The following is a 15,547-nucleotide window of genomic DNA, read 5'->3' as shown; positions in this document are numbered from 1 at the left end:
TAGAAAAAAAATAATTTCCTCGAACACCTTTTGCAGTTTTACAAAGATTTTATTCCATGGCGGAACATATATTTGCTGACATTTGTCGGAATCCTACTCGCTGGAAGTAATTGTCACTTCAATGATGGCTATGATAGAACTCCGAAATAATATTTCCAACCACATTTCCATTTCTGAAAAGGATATGGAAAAATTTTGCGGCTTATTTAAGGCCGTTCAAATCAAAAAAAAGAAATTTTTACTGCGAGAGGGAGAGGTGTGCCGGTTTGAAGGATTTGTTACCAGGGGTCTTTTCCGCGTCTATCACGTGGATCAGAATGGCTTTGAGCAAATACTTTATTTTGCAAAGGAAAACTGGTGGATCACGGATATTGACAGTTTCACCAACCAAAGCTCTTCCCGGCTTTTTATAGAAGCACTTGAGGATAGCGAAGTACTGATCATAAACAGGGGCGACAAAGACTATGCCTACGAACATATTCCAAAAATTGAAAGGTTGTTTAGAATTATGACGCAAAAAACCCACGTGGCACTGCAACGGCGGATGATTGATAACCTGAGCAAGAATGCCGAGCAGCGCTATATGGAATTCATGGAAAAGCAGCCACAACTGATACAGCGCCTGTCGAACATACAAATTGCTGCTTATCTGGGTATTACAAATGTTTTCTTAAGCAACATCCGAAAAAAAATTTCCCTGGGATCGTAAACGCTACGGTGATTTATTAAACTACTTTAAAGTTTTCGCGGCTGGGTAACATCAACTTTGCATCATCATTTAATGAGCAAATTGATGAAGAAAATCATTTTAACAGCCTTTTTAACAGTTTCAACATTATTAAGTATGGAATCACAAGCACAAGGTTTTAAAACAATTCAGGAAAACGGCCTGAAACTGGAAGTTTTCAACGCATCTGAAAATAGTTTTGGAGTTGCATCCGTCATCCTATCAGGGAAAACAGATGCGATTTTAATTGATGCCCAGTTTACACTGGCCGACGCTGAAAAGGTAGCGCAGGAGGTTAAAAAATTGGGAAAAAAATTAACAGCGATTTATGTTTCCCACGCGGACCCAGACTTCTATTTTGGGTTAGAGGTGTTCAAAAGATATTTCCCGGATGTTACGGCTTACGCTTCCCCGGCTACGGTCGAGTCGATTAAGGCCTCAGCCCAGAAAAAGCTGGATGTATGGGGCGCACGGTTGGGGCAAAGCATTACCTCCAATGTTGTACTGCCACAGGTTTTGAAAGAAAATAGCTTTGATCTGGAAGGTCATAAACTGGAAATTGTGGGATTGGAAGAATTTCCTACCAAAACCTTTGTCTGGATACCCTCCATGAAAGCGGTCGTGGGCGGAATCAATGTTTTCGGAACCACATTCAATCTGTGGATGGCCGATGCTCAAACAGCCGAAGCCCGTCAGCAGTGGATAGCTGTTTTAGACAAAATCGAAAGTTTGAACCCGTCAATAGTAATTCCTGCACACGCTAATTCAGAAAGTCGATTCGACCTATCGGCAGTACAGCATACAAAAAGCTATATTCAATTCTACGAGGAGGCGCTCAAATCGAATACGACTTCCGAGGCATTAATGAAAGCGATAAAATTAAAATATCCTTCCCTTACTTTCGAAACCGCCCTCCAGATTGGAGCAAAAGTAAACACGGGTGAAATGAAATGGTAACATGGAAAACATGACAAATCTCGAAATTGTGAAAAGCACCTATGAAGGAAAGACTTCAGAGGAGAATGGTAAAAACCTGGCAAAGTATGTAGCCGAAGATGTTTCCTGGACAGAAGCCGCAGGTTTTCCGTGTGCAGGCACTTACGCAGGTTTAGAAAATGTGATTCAAAACGTTTTCAAACGACTGGGAAGTGAATGGATCGGCTACAAGTTCACGCCGGAAGATTACGTAGCAGCAGAAGATAAGGTGGTAGCCTATGGAACCTATACGGGTACCTACAAAATGACGGGCAAACCATTCGAAGCAAGGGTTGCGCATGTTTGGAAACTGAAAGACGGTAAAATCGTACGTTTTGAACAGTTTGTGGACAGTCAACCGGTGAATAATGCAATGAAATAGGAAAATTGACGAGATTAACGAAAAACAAAATCCAGTCTTTGTTTTCTGCTTTTAAGATCAGTGGAACCCTGAGCTGTCCGAAGCCAGGGTCCAAAATACTCCAACTCCCGTTTTATTCGAAGGCAAACTGCCCTTATCCCGAAAGGTAGCCCCCATAGACCACTGCGTCGACCGCTCTCCGCGAGACCCTGGTCAAGCCTGACGTACCTCTGATTCCTTCAACTTCTGCCTTACACTCTTTTCCCTTGCTTACTCTCCCCACAGATAGTGAAGTTAGTTCAACGGAAAGCCAATCTAAAACAGATAAAGAGCGCGGGAACATCCAGCGTACCAGCAATACGTATAACGGTATGCGGTCAGGCCGAATAAACAAAGCAGCTCACCCGATGGCATTGGAATACTATTTTCTTTTCCTGACAACGTATAACATGCCGGACCACAAAAGAGGGGGCAACGGGCATCAAGATGAATTTCTGTAATCTTCATCCTATTGGGTTGCCCAATAGTTCAGAAAGCCCCTCTAATCACCTGGAAAGACAGTTTTTTGAACAACAGATGAGCCTGTTACCTTTCGTACACCTGGGTCCTGGCTGCATTTTACCTTTCGTATACCTGTAAAAATTGGATGGCCAGCCTGCTCAAGGCTACGTTTGCATTGTCGCTGGAATTACCGGCGAACAGTGACAACTCCATCTCAATTTGAATGAAAATGACTCATCAACCAATCCTCGCTCCGCATAAGGAGTATGAACGGTTACCCTTGCTGGATGTGCTGCGTGGCTTCGCTTTGTTTGGCGTTCTGTTGGCCAACCTGATACCGTGGTTCTCCGGAAGTGCGCTGGCCCTGGCCGCAGAACCTGGTGGCTTATCGCCCAACTTATCTGATAGACTGGTACAGTTAGGAATGGATTTCCTGATCAGCCGCAAATTCGTGACCCTGTTTGCCTTTCTGTTTGGCCTAGGTGTTGCGGTGCAGTTGGGCCAGGCCGAGAAGCGGAATGCAACGGCCTGGCCAGTCTACCTAAGGCGATTTGGTGTCCTGTTCATCATCGGTTCCTTGCACGCCTTGTTGCTGTGGTGGGGCGATATCCTGCATTGGTACGCGCTGCTTGGGATGGTTTTACTGGTATTTAACCGTCTGAAAAACAAAACAATCCTTATTTGGGGTGTCGGCCTCGCGCTGATCGTACCGGTGGGATTTGTGAACCTGGGTGCCTATTTTTCGACGCCTGCTGCCAGTCATCCGACAACCCAACAGCCCGGCCTGGAAGCCACGGTATTGCCCGTTTTTGCTCACGGGACTTACTTAAATGTACTGCAAAGCAACTGGGCGTTTTATCGTTACGAAATGTGGTCTCCCTTTATGCTGCTCTTCTGGGTCATCACGCTCGGTACGATGCTGCTGGGTGTTTGGGCCGGCCGCCAACGTCTGTTTCACAACTGGCAGGATCATCTGCCGTTGTTCCGTCGACTGTTTTGGGGCGGGTTGGCGATTGGGGTAACAGGAGGTATCGCCCTGTTGATCAATCGGTTGTTCAGAGGCCAGATCCCTGTCGATTCACTTCTATATTGCGGCTTGAAATCCCTGGCTTTTCTTGGCATACCGGCCATGACAGCCTTTTACGTATCGGCAATTGTATTGCTATACCAATCGGCACGTTGGAAAACCTGGCTGGACAAGCTCGCACCGGTTGGACGCCTGTCGCTGACCAATTACCTGACCCAAACACTGGTATGGTCGTGGCTTTTTTACGGTTATGGACTGGGCCTGGGATGGATGGGCCAGATCGGGCCGGCGCTTGCGCTGCTACTGGGGCTCACCCTCTTTGCCGGACAACTCTTTTTCAGCACCTGGTGGCTCCGGCACTTCCGGTTCGGCCCCGCAGAATGGCTCTGGCGTTCACTGACGTATGGACAGATTCAACCCATGCGGACCAACAAAACAATAACAATTATTTCCACATCTAAAATTCTATCTGAATGAAAACCAATCACGTACTCATTTTCGCTATCCACATCCTGCTGACAGTAACTGTGCAGCGGAGTTTTGCCCAAAAAAACTATTTTGCGGGTGCCAATGCTGGTGCCAGCAATTCGACCGGGATTCATAACGCTTTTGTAGGAATTGATGCCGGTATGGCTAATACTACCGGCGAGCAAAACACCTTTATTGGCCACCGATCTGGTCGTTCTACTATTGATGGCTCCTATAATACTTTTTTAGGGTCTTATGCCGGCGATTTTAACGCTTCAGGAGCGAATAATGTATTTATTGGTAACTCGGCAGGCAAAGCCAACACCTCTGGCTCTCATAACATATTTATCGGAAGCTCGGCAGGCTATAGCAATACAGAAGGGGTAATCAATGTTTTTGTAGGGACTTCAGCAGGTCGTGCCAATACGACCGGTGGCTGGAACACTTTTTTGGGGATGAGTGCCGGGCGCCTAAATACAACCGGCTATAATAATTCTTTTATCGGGACTGAGGCGGGAAGTAAGAACACGACCGGGTATGATAATGCCTTCTTAGGCGTTCAGGCTGGTATAGCCAATACCACAGGTCATAGTAACCTTTTTCTTGGAACACATGCAGGCAGTCGCAACACGATTGGTATCGACAACATCATTATTGGCCTGAGAGCGGGTGAAATCCACACGGAGGGAAATTCAAATATTTTTCTGGGTAATTACGCGGGTGCCAGCACCTACTTCAAGCCTGTCAATTCAGGTCCGTTGACTAACGCTGTTGCCATTGGTTTCCGCGCCCAGGTTACTGTCAACAACGGTTTCGTGCTGGGCTCCATTAACGGTATAAATGGGGCGAAGGCTGATGCGAACGTAGGCATTGGTACTACGTCACCAGCGTATCGCCTTCATCTGGGCAGTGGTGAGGCGGCCAAGCCCGGCAGCAGTGCCTGGGTAGTGGCTTCCGATAGCAGGCTCAAGCAAAACGTTACCTCATTTACCGACGGCCTGGACGTAATCAAGCAGATCAAACCTGTCCGGTTCAATTACAACGGTCTGGCCGGAATGCCCAAAAACAAGCAGTATGTGGGCGTGATTGCACAGGAGATGGAGAAAATAGCGCCTTACACCATTGGCCGGTTTACCAGCCAGGATTCCACCGGACAAAAAGCCGATTACCTGGATTACGACGCCGGCGCTTTGCCCTATATGTTGGTCAATGCCGTTCGCGAAATGGACGACAAGTACGCCCGGCAGTTAGCAGACAAAGAAGCCACTATTGTAAATCTGGAGTCGAGAATCAGCCAACTGGAGCAACTCATTGGAAAATCGGCGGTTGCGTTCAACACGGAGGAAGCGGCCTTCGCCCGTCTATCGCAGAACGAACCCAACCCGACCGGTGGCTTGACCGTCGTCCGTTACCACATTCCCAGTGAAGCAACGACCGCCCAGCTGAGGCTTTTCAGCCTGAATGGGCAGCAAGTGCAACAGGTCGATATTCGTGACAAAGGAGAAGGTAACTTGACCCTAAACACCAGTTTATTGCCATCGGGAGTCTATGTGTACCACCTGCTGATAAACGGAAGAAGCGTGGCCACCAAAAAATTGGTTATCGCGAAATAGTATGGAATCTGTCGCAACACTTCCGCTTATTAAAACCAATCCCCGTGTCTCCAGCATCGATGTGCTGCGGGGATTGGTGATGGTACTGATGGCCCTGGACCACACACGTGAATTTCTTCACAAAGACGCCCTTCTATACCAGCCAACAGACCTGGAACTAACAACTCCAGAGCTATTTTTTACCCGCTGGATCACCCACTTTTGCGCTCCCGCTTTTGTTTTTCTGGCCGGAACAGCAGCTTACCTGTCTGGCCGGAAGAAAACACCTCGGCAACTCAGCTCGTTTTTGCTTACACGCGGCCTGTGGCTAATTTTTCTGGAAATTACGGTCATCAACTTCTCCTTCTGGTTCGACATTACGTTCATGACCATCGAATTACAGGTCATCTGGGCCATTGGCGTCAGTATGGTGGTGCTCAGCGGGCTCCTGGTTCTGCCGAAGCAGCTGATTCTTGGAATTGGGTTGTGCATTGTTTTTGGCCATAACCTGCTGGATAGTTTCTCGATAACCGAAAGCGGGTTATCTTCTCTGGGCTGGTTGTTATTACACCAGCGGCAGATCGTACCGCTTACTGCTCACTTCCAGTTGTCTGTTCTCTATCCGGTGCTGCCCTGGGTGGGCATAATGGCCCTGGGTTATTGCTTCGGGGAATTGTACAGTCATGGCTTTCGCACCGAACAGCGAAAAAAAATGCTGTTTTGGCTTGGGATGGCAGCTCTTGTCGGGTTCGTAGCCCTCCGCATCGCGAATGGTTATGGTGATCCCGTGCGCTGGACCATGCAAAAAAAAACCTTGTATTCGGTGATGTCGTTTCTAAACGTTTCCAAGTACCCGGCTTCGCTATCGTATGTACTGGTTACCCTGGGGGCTACCCTGCTTGTGCTCCGCTGGCTGGAAGGCAAGCACGCGAGGGGATTGAATTTCCTGGCCGTATATGGACGTGTCCCGCTTTTTTACTATGTACTGCATTTCTACCTGATTCACCTGCTATCCGTCGGCTATTTATTAGGGACAGGTGTGCCCTGGCCGGAAATTAATTTTCAGAACGGTTTGGGCGGTGTTGAACCAGGCCAGGGCTTATCTCTGGAAATGACATACTTAGCATGGATATTGGTGGTCCTGACTTTTTATCCCTTATGCTTTTTGTATAACCGGTTTAAAAGCCAAAAACGTAGTAGAATATGGAGCTACCTTTAAAGGCAATCGGGTCTTAGCGATTGACCTACTTGGACATGGCGACCATCAAACGCCTGGCAAAGGACTTCAAACAGTTTGCCAGCGTGACACCCAACATTATCCTGAAAGAATATGCAGAACGGCCAGAAATTATTGTTGGTCTTCAAATCTGGTTCCAGCAAGCTACAATACAGATTTCTCTTAGCCTTACTCGATGATCAACCTTGTGCCGATACGTACCTGACTGTACAGGGCGCCGGGTTGGAAAACAGTCTGATGTATTCGCACAGTGCTGGGATTGGTGGTTTGAAATCAACGATAATCATGGATTTGTCCGCGCAATGTTAAATTCAGATAGTACGCATGTTTCAGATTTGGCTCAAAACAACTAAGGACAAACATTGGTGGCCTGGCGAGATACAATATGCCAACTATCACCGTTCCGCAACCAGATATTTGTAAAACGTCTTTTTGGGAGCACTTGTTTTGCAACGCCTTCTACTGCTGTTTTTTCGTCCGGGATTTCCTGTCCCATTTCAGTTGCTATATCCTGATGGATCGTTATGCGTTCTATGACGCGCTGGAATCGTACCTGATTGATCTTCGAATTTCGGATTAGCGCCTTAATTTCCCTTACCGTCACAATCTTATTGAACGGGTTCATCACCACGTACGCCGGTGACCACAACTTTTCGAGTGCGATGGTATCGCTTTTTAAAAATGCTTCTGTTTCCAGCGCGCTCAATTTCATCACCGCTTTTTCATCGGCGGATTGTGAAAAACTCAAAAATGATACCTGGACCAGCAGGCCTACGAGCATTAGTTTAATGCGTTTCATGATATGAGTGTTTAGGTCAGTTTTCAAAAGAACATCCACCAGAATGCCCTGCATGGATCGGCGTCTATGACAAAAAGAAAAAAGCGTAAATCGATATGTAGGCTGGTAATCCAATGATGTATAAACGGAATACCCTGTTGTTGAAACTTTCATAATAATAATTGACCCCATCATAATCAGTAGCCTAATAATGAGCCCCGGGGGTGCTCAGGCGGCCATGGATGGGACTTGAAACTTGATTTCAGGTTTGCGCCCGATTGAATTATCTTCTTAAAAAAATCAAATTGGGCAGCCGAAAAAGCCCGGTTGGGCACGATATGATCAGAAGCTTGATGTAATCAAAAGAAGCCTACTAGCCATTGCGCAAAGTTTTGCCAATAAGCTGTGTTTGGTACAAATAAGGAAAGTAAATTAGGTATAAAGTATACCAGAAAAATAATGACGAAAGGGCTAGTTATTTTCCTATTGCCTTTAAAAAAATCGTAGACACCGAATATGACTATTATTAATATTGTCAACAAAATAGCGTATGTAAAAGATAGAAACAAATTTAAACCAAACAAGTGATGGAATAACCGCCAGACGGCCGAACTCAACAATGCAAAACCAGTTCCAATCATATATTTAGCATGTGTTGATGTGAATTTCTTGTTTTTTATCGCAAGTATATAGAAAATGAGAAAGGGGAAAGTATTGGTAAATGGACCAAACAAACCTGCCAGGTTTGCATTGTGTTGTGTGTTCTGTAATTCAAGTTTTTGATACAAGCTTCTTTCCATGAGCAACATGAGAATGATAACCAACGGGACAAAGAAGTAAGTAGCTTTTCCAATTGTTCGGTGTAAGGATAGCTTTTTTTGGTTGATTAATATTGGTTGAATAATTAAAAGAATTAGCCATATTATCACGGCAATAGCGTGTAAATGAACAAGAAAGTTTACATTGCTAAATGCTTTGATTGACCCAAAATATGTTTTATAAAAGCCAGCAAAGCAAATAATTGTCAAGATCAGAAACAAATAATGACTTTTTCTGTATATAGTTTCCATACAATTAGCAATTCAAGATTGTGTGATATTTGGCGGGTTTAGTCGGTATTCAGATTTTCATGATAAGACCTATCTGCTTTAGTGAAGCTGCGCAGATTTGTGATGATCAATTACTGCCCGTGTGCGGATGGAGCGTTGTGGGCATTTTCACCTGATGCTGTGTAAGAGGGAGCAAATAACAAATTAGTATTAGTATCGGTCGGGGTTGCATGCATGGCGGATCGTGATTTAAAACAATCCAAAATTATTGTTTAAGGAAGAGCTTGTATAGTACAGATACGCCAATTTTTAGAAATCCGGGCGATTGATAAAAATGAAGTTTTCCTTTGGCAGATTTGTTTCTAGTTTGTTCATGGTGTCAGAATCAGTATCAAAAATGTTTACACTTGGTCTTTCAAATTTTTTTTCTAGTTCAAAAAACATCTGAGGACTTTGACCGGAATACCGGTAGGGCTCACCTTTAATTCGGACCTAAAGATGTTCCAGGTATGTGATTTGTATACAACGGCTACCTCCAAGTTGTCGACGGTGGTGTGACCGAGGTACGATTTTTTGGATTCCTCCGAAAACGGCTCGAACTTACGGGACGTTAATTCCCGACGCGGGGTTGCTATGCGTGCCCCCGACTAACGGTATGGCTGCTAGGCATGGCGATTTTAAAAAATGGAGGTAGATAATATCATTATTGGGTCCGGTGCGGGCGGACTCGCTGCGGCTATTTGTCTGGCACGCGCAGGTCAGAGCGTCTTAGTTTTGGAACAGCATGAGGTCCCGGGAGGCTGGTGCCATAGTTTTTATCTGGACGGTCAGCGTTTTTCGCCAGGTGTACATTACATCGGTAGGCTGGGGGAGGGGCAGTCTACCAGAACGTTGTATGAGGGTCTTCATATTGCCAACGACCTGGTCTTTTTTACCATGAACCCGGCGGCCTATGAACATTGCCGGATCGGAGGGCAGTTGATAGACATCCCGGGTGATGCTGACGCATTTGAGAAGGTACTTGCTGCGCGTTTTCCAGCCGAGAAAAAGGGGATAGCAAGCTATTTCCGGGCGGTGCAAAATGTCAGCGGCCAGTTAGCACTCATTCCACAGATGCAGGGCTTTTGGGACCATGTTTCGATCCCATGGCGGACAAGACATTTGGGTAAGTATGGCTTATTCAGCCTTAAAAGGGTAATGGACTGGCATATCAAAGATCCGTTGCTGAAAAAAGTACTCAGCGTTCAATGCGGTGACCATGGCTTACCGCCCGGCAAAGCAAGTTTCCCATTTCATTGTGCGGTGACGGACCATTATTCCGGTGGCGCTTTTTACCCGATGGGCGGCGGTGGCGCGATTGTAAAAGCGATGACAAATGCGCTTAAAAAGAATGGTGGGATTGTACGGACAGGCGCGGCAGTCAAGCAAATTCTCCTGGAACAAAACGTCAAAAAACGGGCGGCTGGCGTGGAGCTTGTTACCGGCGAGCAGATTTTTGCGAAACGGGTCATTTCGAATGCAGATCCTGGCAAAACCTACCTCGACCTGGTGGGCGTGCAAAACCTGAGCAGGCGATTGTTAAAACAGCTTCAAAAAACAAAATACTCCTGCTCATCGCTGATGCTTTTTATAACCGTTGATATGGATGTCAGACTTGCCGGACTGGACTCAGGTAACATCTGGGTTATGCCCGACCGAGACCCTGACGAAGTTTTTAATGAAGTCCTCGAAGAGGGATACCTGGACTCTGTGGATACTTTTTCGGGGCTTTTCATCAGCTGCACTACCCTGAAAGACCCTACCAGCTTTGATGGGAGATACCATAATCTGGAAGTGGTGACCTTCGTTGGCCACGAGTCGTTCAACCGTTTTAAGGCGGGAAGTGGCCGTGGTTCAAAAGAGTACCTGGACTTCAAAGAGGATCTGATGGAAAAAATGCTCAGAAGTGTGGAACGAGTACTACCGGGCATTCGCACAAAAATTGTGCAGAAGGAACTGGGTACGCCCATGACGAACATGCATTACATCAATGCGACCAATGGATGTGTTTATGGCACCGAAAAGAGTTTTTGGCAAATAGGGGCTTTGGGGTTTAAAGCTGAGAGCGAGATCCTTGATCTTTACTTGTGCGGTGCGAGCATCCTATCCAATGGTGTGGCGGGAGCGACTTACTCCGGCGTGCAAACGGCCGCGAAAATCCTGGGTTGCTCACAAGGAGACCTACTGAAAAAGGACGGCAGCCAAAATCTGCGTGTTTATTCTGCGGAAGACCATTCGGAATATCCCGAGTGGATGAAAAAAAAGATCGAAGTAAGAAAGAAAAGTTTTAAATCAGGTGTTAAGTGAACGTTCGATGCGGTTTCCTGGGCCAGGCCCAGGAAACTTTCGCCACATCCTGAACTGCTGGTTATTAGCTCTCCTTGCTATTATTACGTATGATCGAATAAATATCGGTCCTTCTTCCTTTGAGATTGCGAACACTTCCAAATTGATTTAATTCCCGTAACATATCGATATCAACATCGGCAATTAAAATCATTTCTGTATTCGGGGTGGCTTCGGCTTTTATTCCGTTAGTGGGGAACGAAAAATCACAGGGGGTAAAGACCATTGATTGGGCATATTGGATATCCATATTGTGAACTTTCGGTAAGTTACCAACACTGCCGGCGATGGCAACATAACATTCATTTTCAATGGCTCTTGCCTGTGCGCAGTTTCGTACCCTTGAATAACCATTTTGGGTATCCGTCAGAAAGGGTACAAATAAGATATTCATCCCTTCATCGGCTAAAATGCGGCCTAACTCTGGAAACTCAACATCATAGCAAATAAGAATTCCTATTTTTCCACAGTCCGTATCGAAGGTTTTGATTGTGGTACCTCCCTGCATGCCCCATACCTTTGCTTCATCCGGCGTTACATGCAACTTTTCGAATCGTTCAATGCCCCCGTCCCTTTTGCATAAATAGCCCACATTGTACAGCGTGTTGTCCACCACTTCCGGCATACTTCCGGTAATAATGTTGATATTGTAGGAGATGGCAAGCTCCGAGAAGCGATCAACAATTTTCTCTGTATATTCTGCTAACTTCCGAATTGCGTCCGGTTCTGAGAGGTGATTGTACTCAGACATGAGTGGCGCATTAAAAAATTCAGGAAACAGTGCAAAATCACATCTGTAACCCGACACCGCATCCACAAAATATTCAACCTGCTGCATCAGTTCATCCAAGTCGCTGTATAACCTCATTTGCCATTGTATGAGCCCTAATCTGATGATCGACTTTTTAAAAGCAGCCTGATCTGAAATTTTCTCATAATATACATTGTCCCATTCAAGCAGTACTGCATATTCATTTGAATCTGTATCGCCTTCAAGATACCCTTGCAGTATTCGGGCAGGGTGAAAGTCGTTGGATAATTGAAAATTCAAAACAGGATCGTGTATGTCCTTATTTCTTACTTTTTCAATGTACTCTTTTGGGGAGAAGGTATCGGAATATTGATGGTAATTGGGGATACGGCCACCAAATACGATTCCTTTCAGGTTCAATCTCTCACAAAGCTCTTTTCTGTAATCATACAGACGCCTTCCTAATCGCAGGCCTCGAAATTTGGGGCGTATGAATACATCAATTCCGTATAAAACATCCCCTTTGCTGGTGTGCGTATTAAAACTATAGTTGCCCGTTATTTCTCTATACGTATGCTTAAATTCAACTTTTTCGTAGTCAACAATAATTGATAAAGCGCAGCCAGCCAGTTCATTATCTACTCTTATTCCTACTTGCCCCTCGTGAAAAATCGAGGTCAGTCTTTTGATGTGATGTTCTTTCCAATAGGCATTTGCCATGCTGGAATACGTCTCAATCATCATTTCCTTGATCTCTTCGTAATCTTCCGGTTTTAGAAAAACCAGCTCAATATTCTCAATCGATTTTATGTCTTTGTTAGCTTCCATTGTTGTTTATCTGCTTTTCACCCGCCCTGGCAGGGCGAATGCCAAAGGATATTTTTGTTATAACCGGTTGATTTAAATTATTTTACTTGTCAATTGGGTCACATTAACCTATGATGATATTGACTTTTGCAGCGGCCTATAATTATTACACACTGTCAAAATTGCGAACAATAACCAGAAGTATCAAAAAATCAGGGTATAAGTTTTATCAAGTAGCGACCACTGACGCATGCATGTCAGTATTGGACTGAGCATGGAATCACAAAAAGTAATGAGGTTAATACCCTTCTCTTTTTTTGAACCGGTATAAGTAGGGGGCTTTGTTTTGGGCACCGGTAAATTTTTTCTCCAGACGTTCGAGGATATCCAGGTCAAGGATTTTTCTTTGAAAATTATTCCGGGCAAAAGTTTTATCAAAAATAGCTTCGTAAAGTTGCTGGAGGTCTTTGATCGTAAAAGTATCCGGAAGAAGGTTGGATGCCAATATTTTTTCATCCAGATGGGACCTGAGTGCATCCAGGCCTTTTTTTACTATTTCATTGTGATCAACGATCATCAATGGTAAATCCTTGATGTTGTACCACTCAACGGATTGATCTAGTGCTGTTTTTTTAGGTTTCACCTTGTTGATATCTACCAGGGCATAATAACCGATTGATATAAACCGGCTGGTGATCCAATCCATGTCAGACTTGGATAGTTTGTCGACACCAAAACTCTCAGGGTTCATGGCGACCAATTGATTAAAAACATCCGCATTCGTTCTTTCCGCGTCCCCAAACACGTAAAACTGGTCCAGGTAGATTTCGGACAGACTGGTTCTTTCCTCTAAAATTCGGTATGCGGCCGTCGTTACACTCTCATTCTGGAAAATGAGCCCACCGGGTAACGAAAAGAAATCCCCTTTAAAATTTAGCTTGTTGATCAGGACTTTTAACTGCTTGTCCTGATATCCAAATATCACACAATCGATGGCAACCTGGGCAATTAAGTCTTGTCCGTTAAATAAGCTCATTATTAAATTTTAGTAAATCCTGCTGGCAAAGTTACGCTATAAGCATCCAAATGCTGTTTTTATAACATGACTATTCAAATATAAAATTAAAAATTACTTTATTGTCTTAAAATGAGACATTAAAAAAAATTTGCTTTATATTTGATCGCAAATTGTCCGTTTTGGGAATTGAGCGAACCTATAAAGTCGCTTTTTACCACTGGTATAACTGGAAAAGTATATCGGCCATGGTTCGATTGAAATCAAGAAAAACAATGAATCAAATTTTAAACAAACAAAAAATGAAAAAATTAAGTGTATTTCTTTTCGCCATGTTGATCGGTCTGACAATCAACGGGTTTTGCCAAACCAGCACCCCAGCTGATTTTTTTGCAGGTAAATGGGAAATAACCATCATGGGAACGCCCGACGGTGACAGCAAAATGATCACCAATCTGGTCCGCAAAGATGGCAAACTGACCGGGGAGCTGTTAGATGGTACGGGTGCTGGAAAACCAGCGATCCCTATCACCTCCATTGAAGAAAGTGAAGGTAAAATAGACATTGCATTTTCAGCATCCGGTTACGATATCACCCTCGAACTAAACAAAGTGGATGACGAGAATCTTAAAGGTTCGATGATGAGCATGTTTGACGCGAAGGCGAAAAGGATCAAAGAATAAACCTGCTGATTTTCCCTGGGTCAGAAATGAACAAAGAAACCGGTCATGCTGAAAACGTGACCGGTTTTATCAGGAGTGATATGAAAAATTCTGTCGTAACTATCCGGTAGTCAAAAAAATGGCAACACTCTTAAGGCATCTGATGATTGCGTTTTTCAGCCTACTGGTTGGCTCATTTGCCATTGCGCAAAAACAGGCCGCCATTCTCCCCGGTGAAATTTGGCCTGATAGCGATGGAAACCACATTCAGGCACATGGCGGTGGGATCATCAAGGTGCAAAAAACGTATTACTGGTATGGTGAACAGCGAAGAAAGGATTTGGATACAAATTTCCGGTACGTCAGTTGCTACTCCTCAAAGGATCTGACCAACTGGAAAAATCAGGGCGATGTCATTGCGCTGGCAAAACCGGATACTGCACTGGTCAATAACAAGTGGGTTTTAGAACGGCCGAAAGTCTACTACAATGGCAAAACCAGGAAATTTGTGATGTACATGCACATCGATGGCGCGCTAAAAGATTCACGTTATAATTTCAGTTACGATTATGCAAGGGTGGGCGTTGCGATCAGCGATAAGGCCACCGGTCCGTTTAAGCTGGTAAAAACTTTCAGGCCACTGGATAGGGAAAGCCGGGATATCGGGCAGTTTATTGATGACGACGGCAGTGCTTATTTGATTTTTGAATCCAGACCAGAAAAAGGCTTTTACATCGCTAAGCTTTCGGATGACTATCTGAATGTGGAAAAGGAGATTTGTTTTATAAAATCCCCCTTGGAAGGTGGCGCGATTGTCCATTACAAGGGACTTTATTATGCAGTAGGTTCGGGATTGACTGGCTGGGCGCCTAACCGGAATAAGGTGGCTACTTCCAAAAGTCTGTCAGGGCCGTGGAGTGAATTCGTGGACATTGCTCCTGAAAAAGCCAAAACGTATGGCTCACAATCAACGATGTTTGTAAAGGTCGTCGGGAAAAAAGACACCACGGTGATATTTCTAGCAGATATATGGAAACCAAAAACGCAGTGGGATTCCCGTTATCTGTGGATGCCGGTTGAGATCGGGGACGGTAAACTTTGGGTGCCGGAACCAAAACCCTGGACGCTCGACGTGAAGACAGGAACTTGGAGATATCTAGAATAGCAAATAACCTCGTTATCAACGGTTACAGCTTTAGCTACCAAAAATTT

Annotated in this window: 13 protein-coding genes; 10 read left to right on the top strand and 3 right to left on the bottom strand. The window is 44.8% G+C overall.

All coding sequences use genetic code 11. The features are described from left to right. Positions 1-130: 130 nt before the first annotated feature. The 7 genes from ABIO93_RS18490 to ABIO93_RS18460 all read left to right on the top strand — a co-directional run bounded on the left by ABIO93_RS18490 (position 131) and on the right by ABIO93_RS18460 (position 7,067). Positions 131-709 (top strand): Crp/Fnr family transcriptional regulator, encoded by a 579-nt coding sequence (locus tag ABIO93_RS18490; RefSeq protein ID WP_348070301.1) that lies wholly within the window; start codon positions 131-133, stop codon positions 707-709. A gap of 135 nt (positions 710-844) precedes the next feature. Beyond that, on the top strand, positions 845-1,684 hold the full coding sequence (locus ABIO93_RS18485; protein ID WP_348070299.1) for an MBL fold metallo-hydrolase: 840 nt from the start codon (positions 845-847) through the stop codon (positions 1,682-1,684). A 1-nt stretch (position 1,685) separates the two neighbouring features. Beyond that, the gene (locus ABIO93_RS18480) at positions 1,686-2,084 is read left to right on the top strand and encodes a nuclear transport factor 2 family protein (protein WP_348070297.1); all 399 of its coding nucleotides are present in this window, start codon (positions 1,686-1,688) and stop codon (positions 2,082-2,084) included. A gap of 709 nt (positions 2,085-2,793) precedes the next feature. Then, positions 2,794-4,068, top strand: a complete 1,275-nt coding sequence (locus tag ABIO93_RS18475; RefSeq protein WP_348070295.1) for a DUF418 domain-containing protein — start codon at positions 2,794-2,796, stop codon at positions 4,066-4,068. After that, positions 4,065-5,672: a tail fiber domain-containing protein gene (locus tag ABIO93_RS18470; RefSeq protein ID WP_348070293.1), complete on the top strand. Its 1,608-nt coding sequence runs from the start codon at positions 4,065-4,067 to the stop codon at positions 5,670-5,672. The genes ABIO93_RS18475 and ABIO93_RS18470 overlap by 4 nt, the downstream gene beginning before the upstream one ends. Position 5,673: 1 nt before the next feature. After that, positions 5,674-6,870 carry a heparan-alpha-glucosaminide N-acetyltransferase domain-containing protein gene (locus ABIO93_RS18465; protein WP_348070291.1) on the top strand — a complete coding sequence of 399 codons (1,197 nt, stop codon included), beginning with the start codon at positions 5,674-5,676 and terminating at the stop codon, positions 6,868-6,870. Positions 6,871-6,905: 35 nt separating this feature from the next. Then, positions 6,906-7,067, top strand: coding sequence for a hypothetical protein (locus tag ABIO93_RS18460; RefSeq protein ID WP_348070289.1), 162 nt, complete (start codon positions 6,906-6,908; stop codon positions 7,065-7,067). A gap of 170 nt (positions 7,068-7,237) precedes the next feature. Here ABIO93_RS18460 and ABIO93_RS18455 read toward each other — a convergent pair whose 3' ends face one another. After that, positions 7,238-7,687: a nuclear transport factor 2 family protein gene (locus ABIO93_RS18455; RefSeq protein ID WP_348070287.1), complete on the bottom strand. Its 450-nt coding sequence runs from the start codon at positions 7,685-7,687 to the stop codon at positions 7,238-7,240. A gap of 1,712 nt (positions 7,688-9,399) precedes the next feature. Between ABIO93_RS18455 and ABIO93_RS18450 the strand changes: the two genes are divergently transcribed. Further along, positions 9,400-11,061 (top strand): NAD(P)/FAD-dependent oxidoreductase, encoded by a 1,662-nt coding sequence (locus ABIO93_RS18450; protein ID WP_348070285.1) that lies wholly within the window; start codon positions 9,400-9,402, stop codon positions 11,059-11,061. 64 nt (positions 11,062-11,125) lie between these two features. On the opposite strand, the gene ABIO93_RS18445 is transcribed toward ABIO93_RS18450, so the two are convergent. Beyond that, positions 11,126-12,679: a bifunctional GNAT family N-acetyltransferase/carbon-nitrogen hydrolase family protein gene (locus ABIO93_RS18445; protein ID WP_348070283.1), complete on the bottom strand. Its 1,554-nt coding sequence runs from the start codon at positions 12,677-12,679 to the stop codon at positions 11,126-11,128. Between the two features lie 277 nt (positions 12,680-12,956). Then, a complete protein-coding gene (locus ABIO93_RS18440) occupies positions 12,957-13,694 on the bottom strand; it encodes an NUDIX domain-containing protein (RefSeq protein WP_348070281.1) in 738 nt (245 codons plus the stop codon). 281 nt (positions 13,695-13,975) lie between these two features. On the opposite strand from ABIO93_RS18440, the gene ABIO93_RS18435 reads away from it, so the two are divergent. Together ABIO93_RS18435 and ABIO93_RS18430 are read left to right on the top strand one after the other, a co-directional pair. Continuing rightward, positions 13,976-14,356: a hypothetical protein gene (locus ABIO93_RS18435; protein ID WP_348070279.1), complete on the top strand. Its 381-nt coding sequence runs from the start codon at positions 13,976-13,978 to the stop codon at positions 14,354-14,356. A 118-nt stretch (positions 14,357-14,474) separates the two neighbouring features. Beyond that, positions 14,475-15,500 carry a family 43 glycosylhydrolase gene (locus ABIO93_RS18430; RefSeq protein WP_348070277.1) on the top strand — a complete coding sequence of 342 codons (1,026 nt, stop codon included), beginning with the start codon at positions 14,475-14,477 and terminating at the stop codon, positions 15,498-15,500. Positions 15,501-15,547: the final 47 nt, after the last annotated feature.

Origin of the sequence: Dyadobacter sp. (genome assembly GCF_039919315.1) — a bacterium.
GTDB lineage: Bacteria > Bacteroidota > Bacteroidia > Cytophagales > Spirosomataceae > Dyadobacter.
Note: the sequence above shows the minus strand (reverse complement) of the source record. Positions and strands in the feature narration are given on the sequence as shown.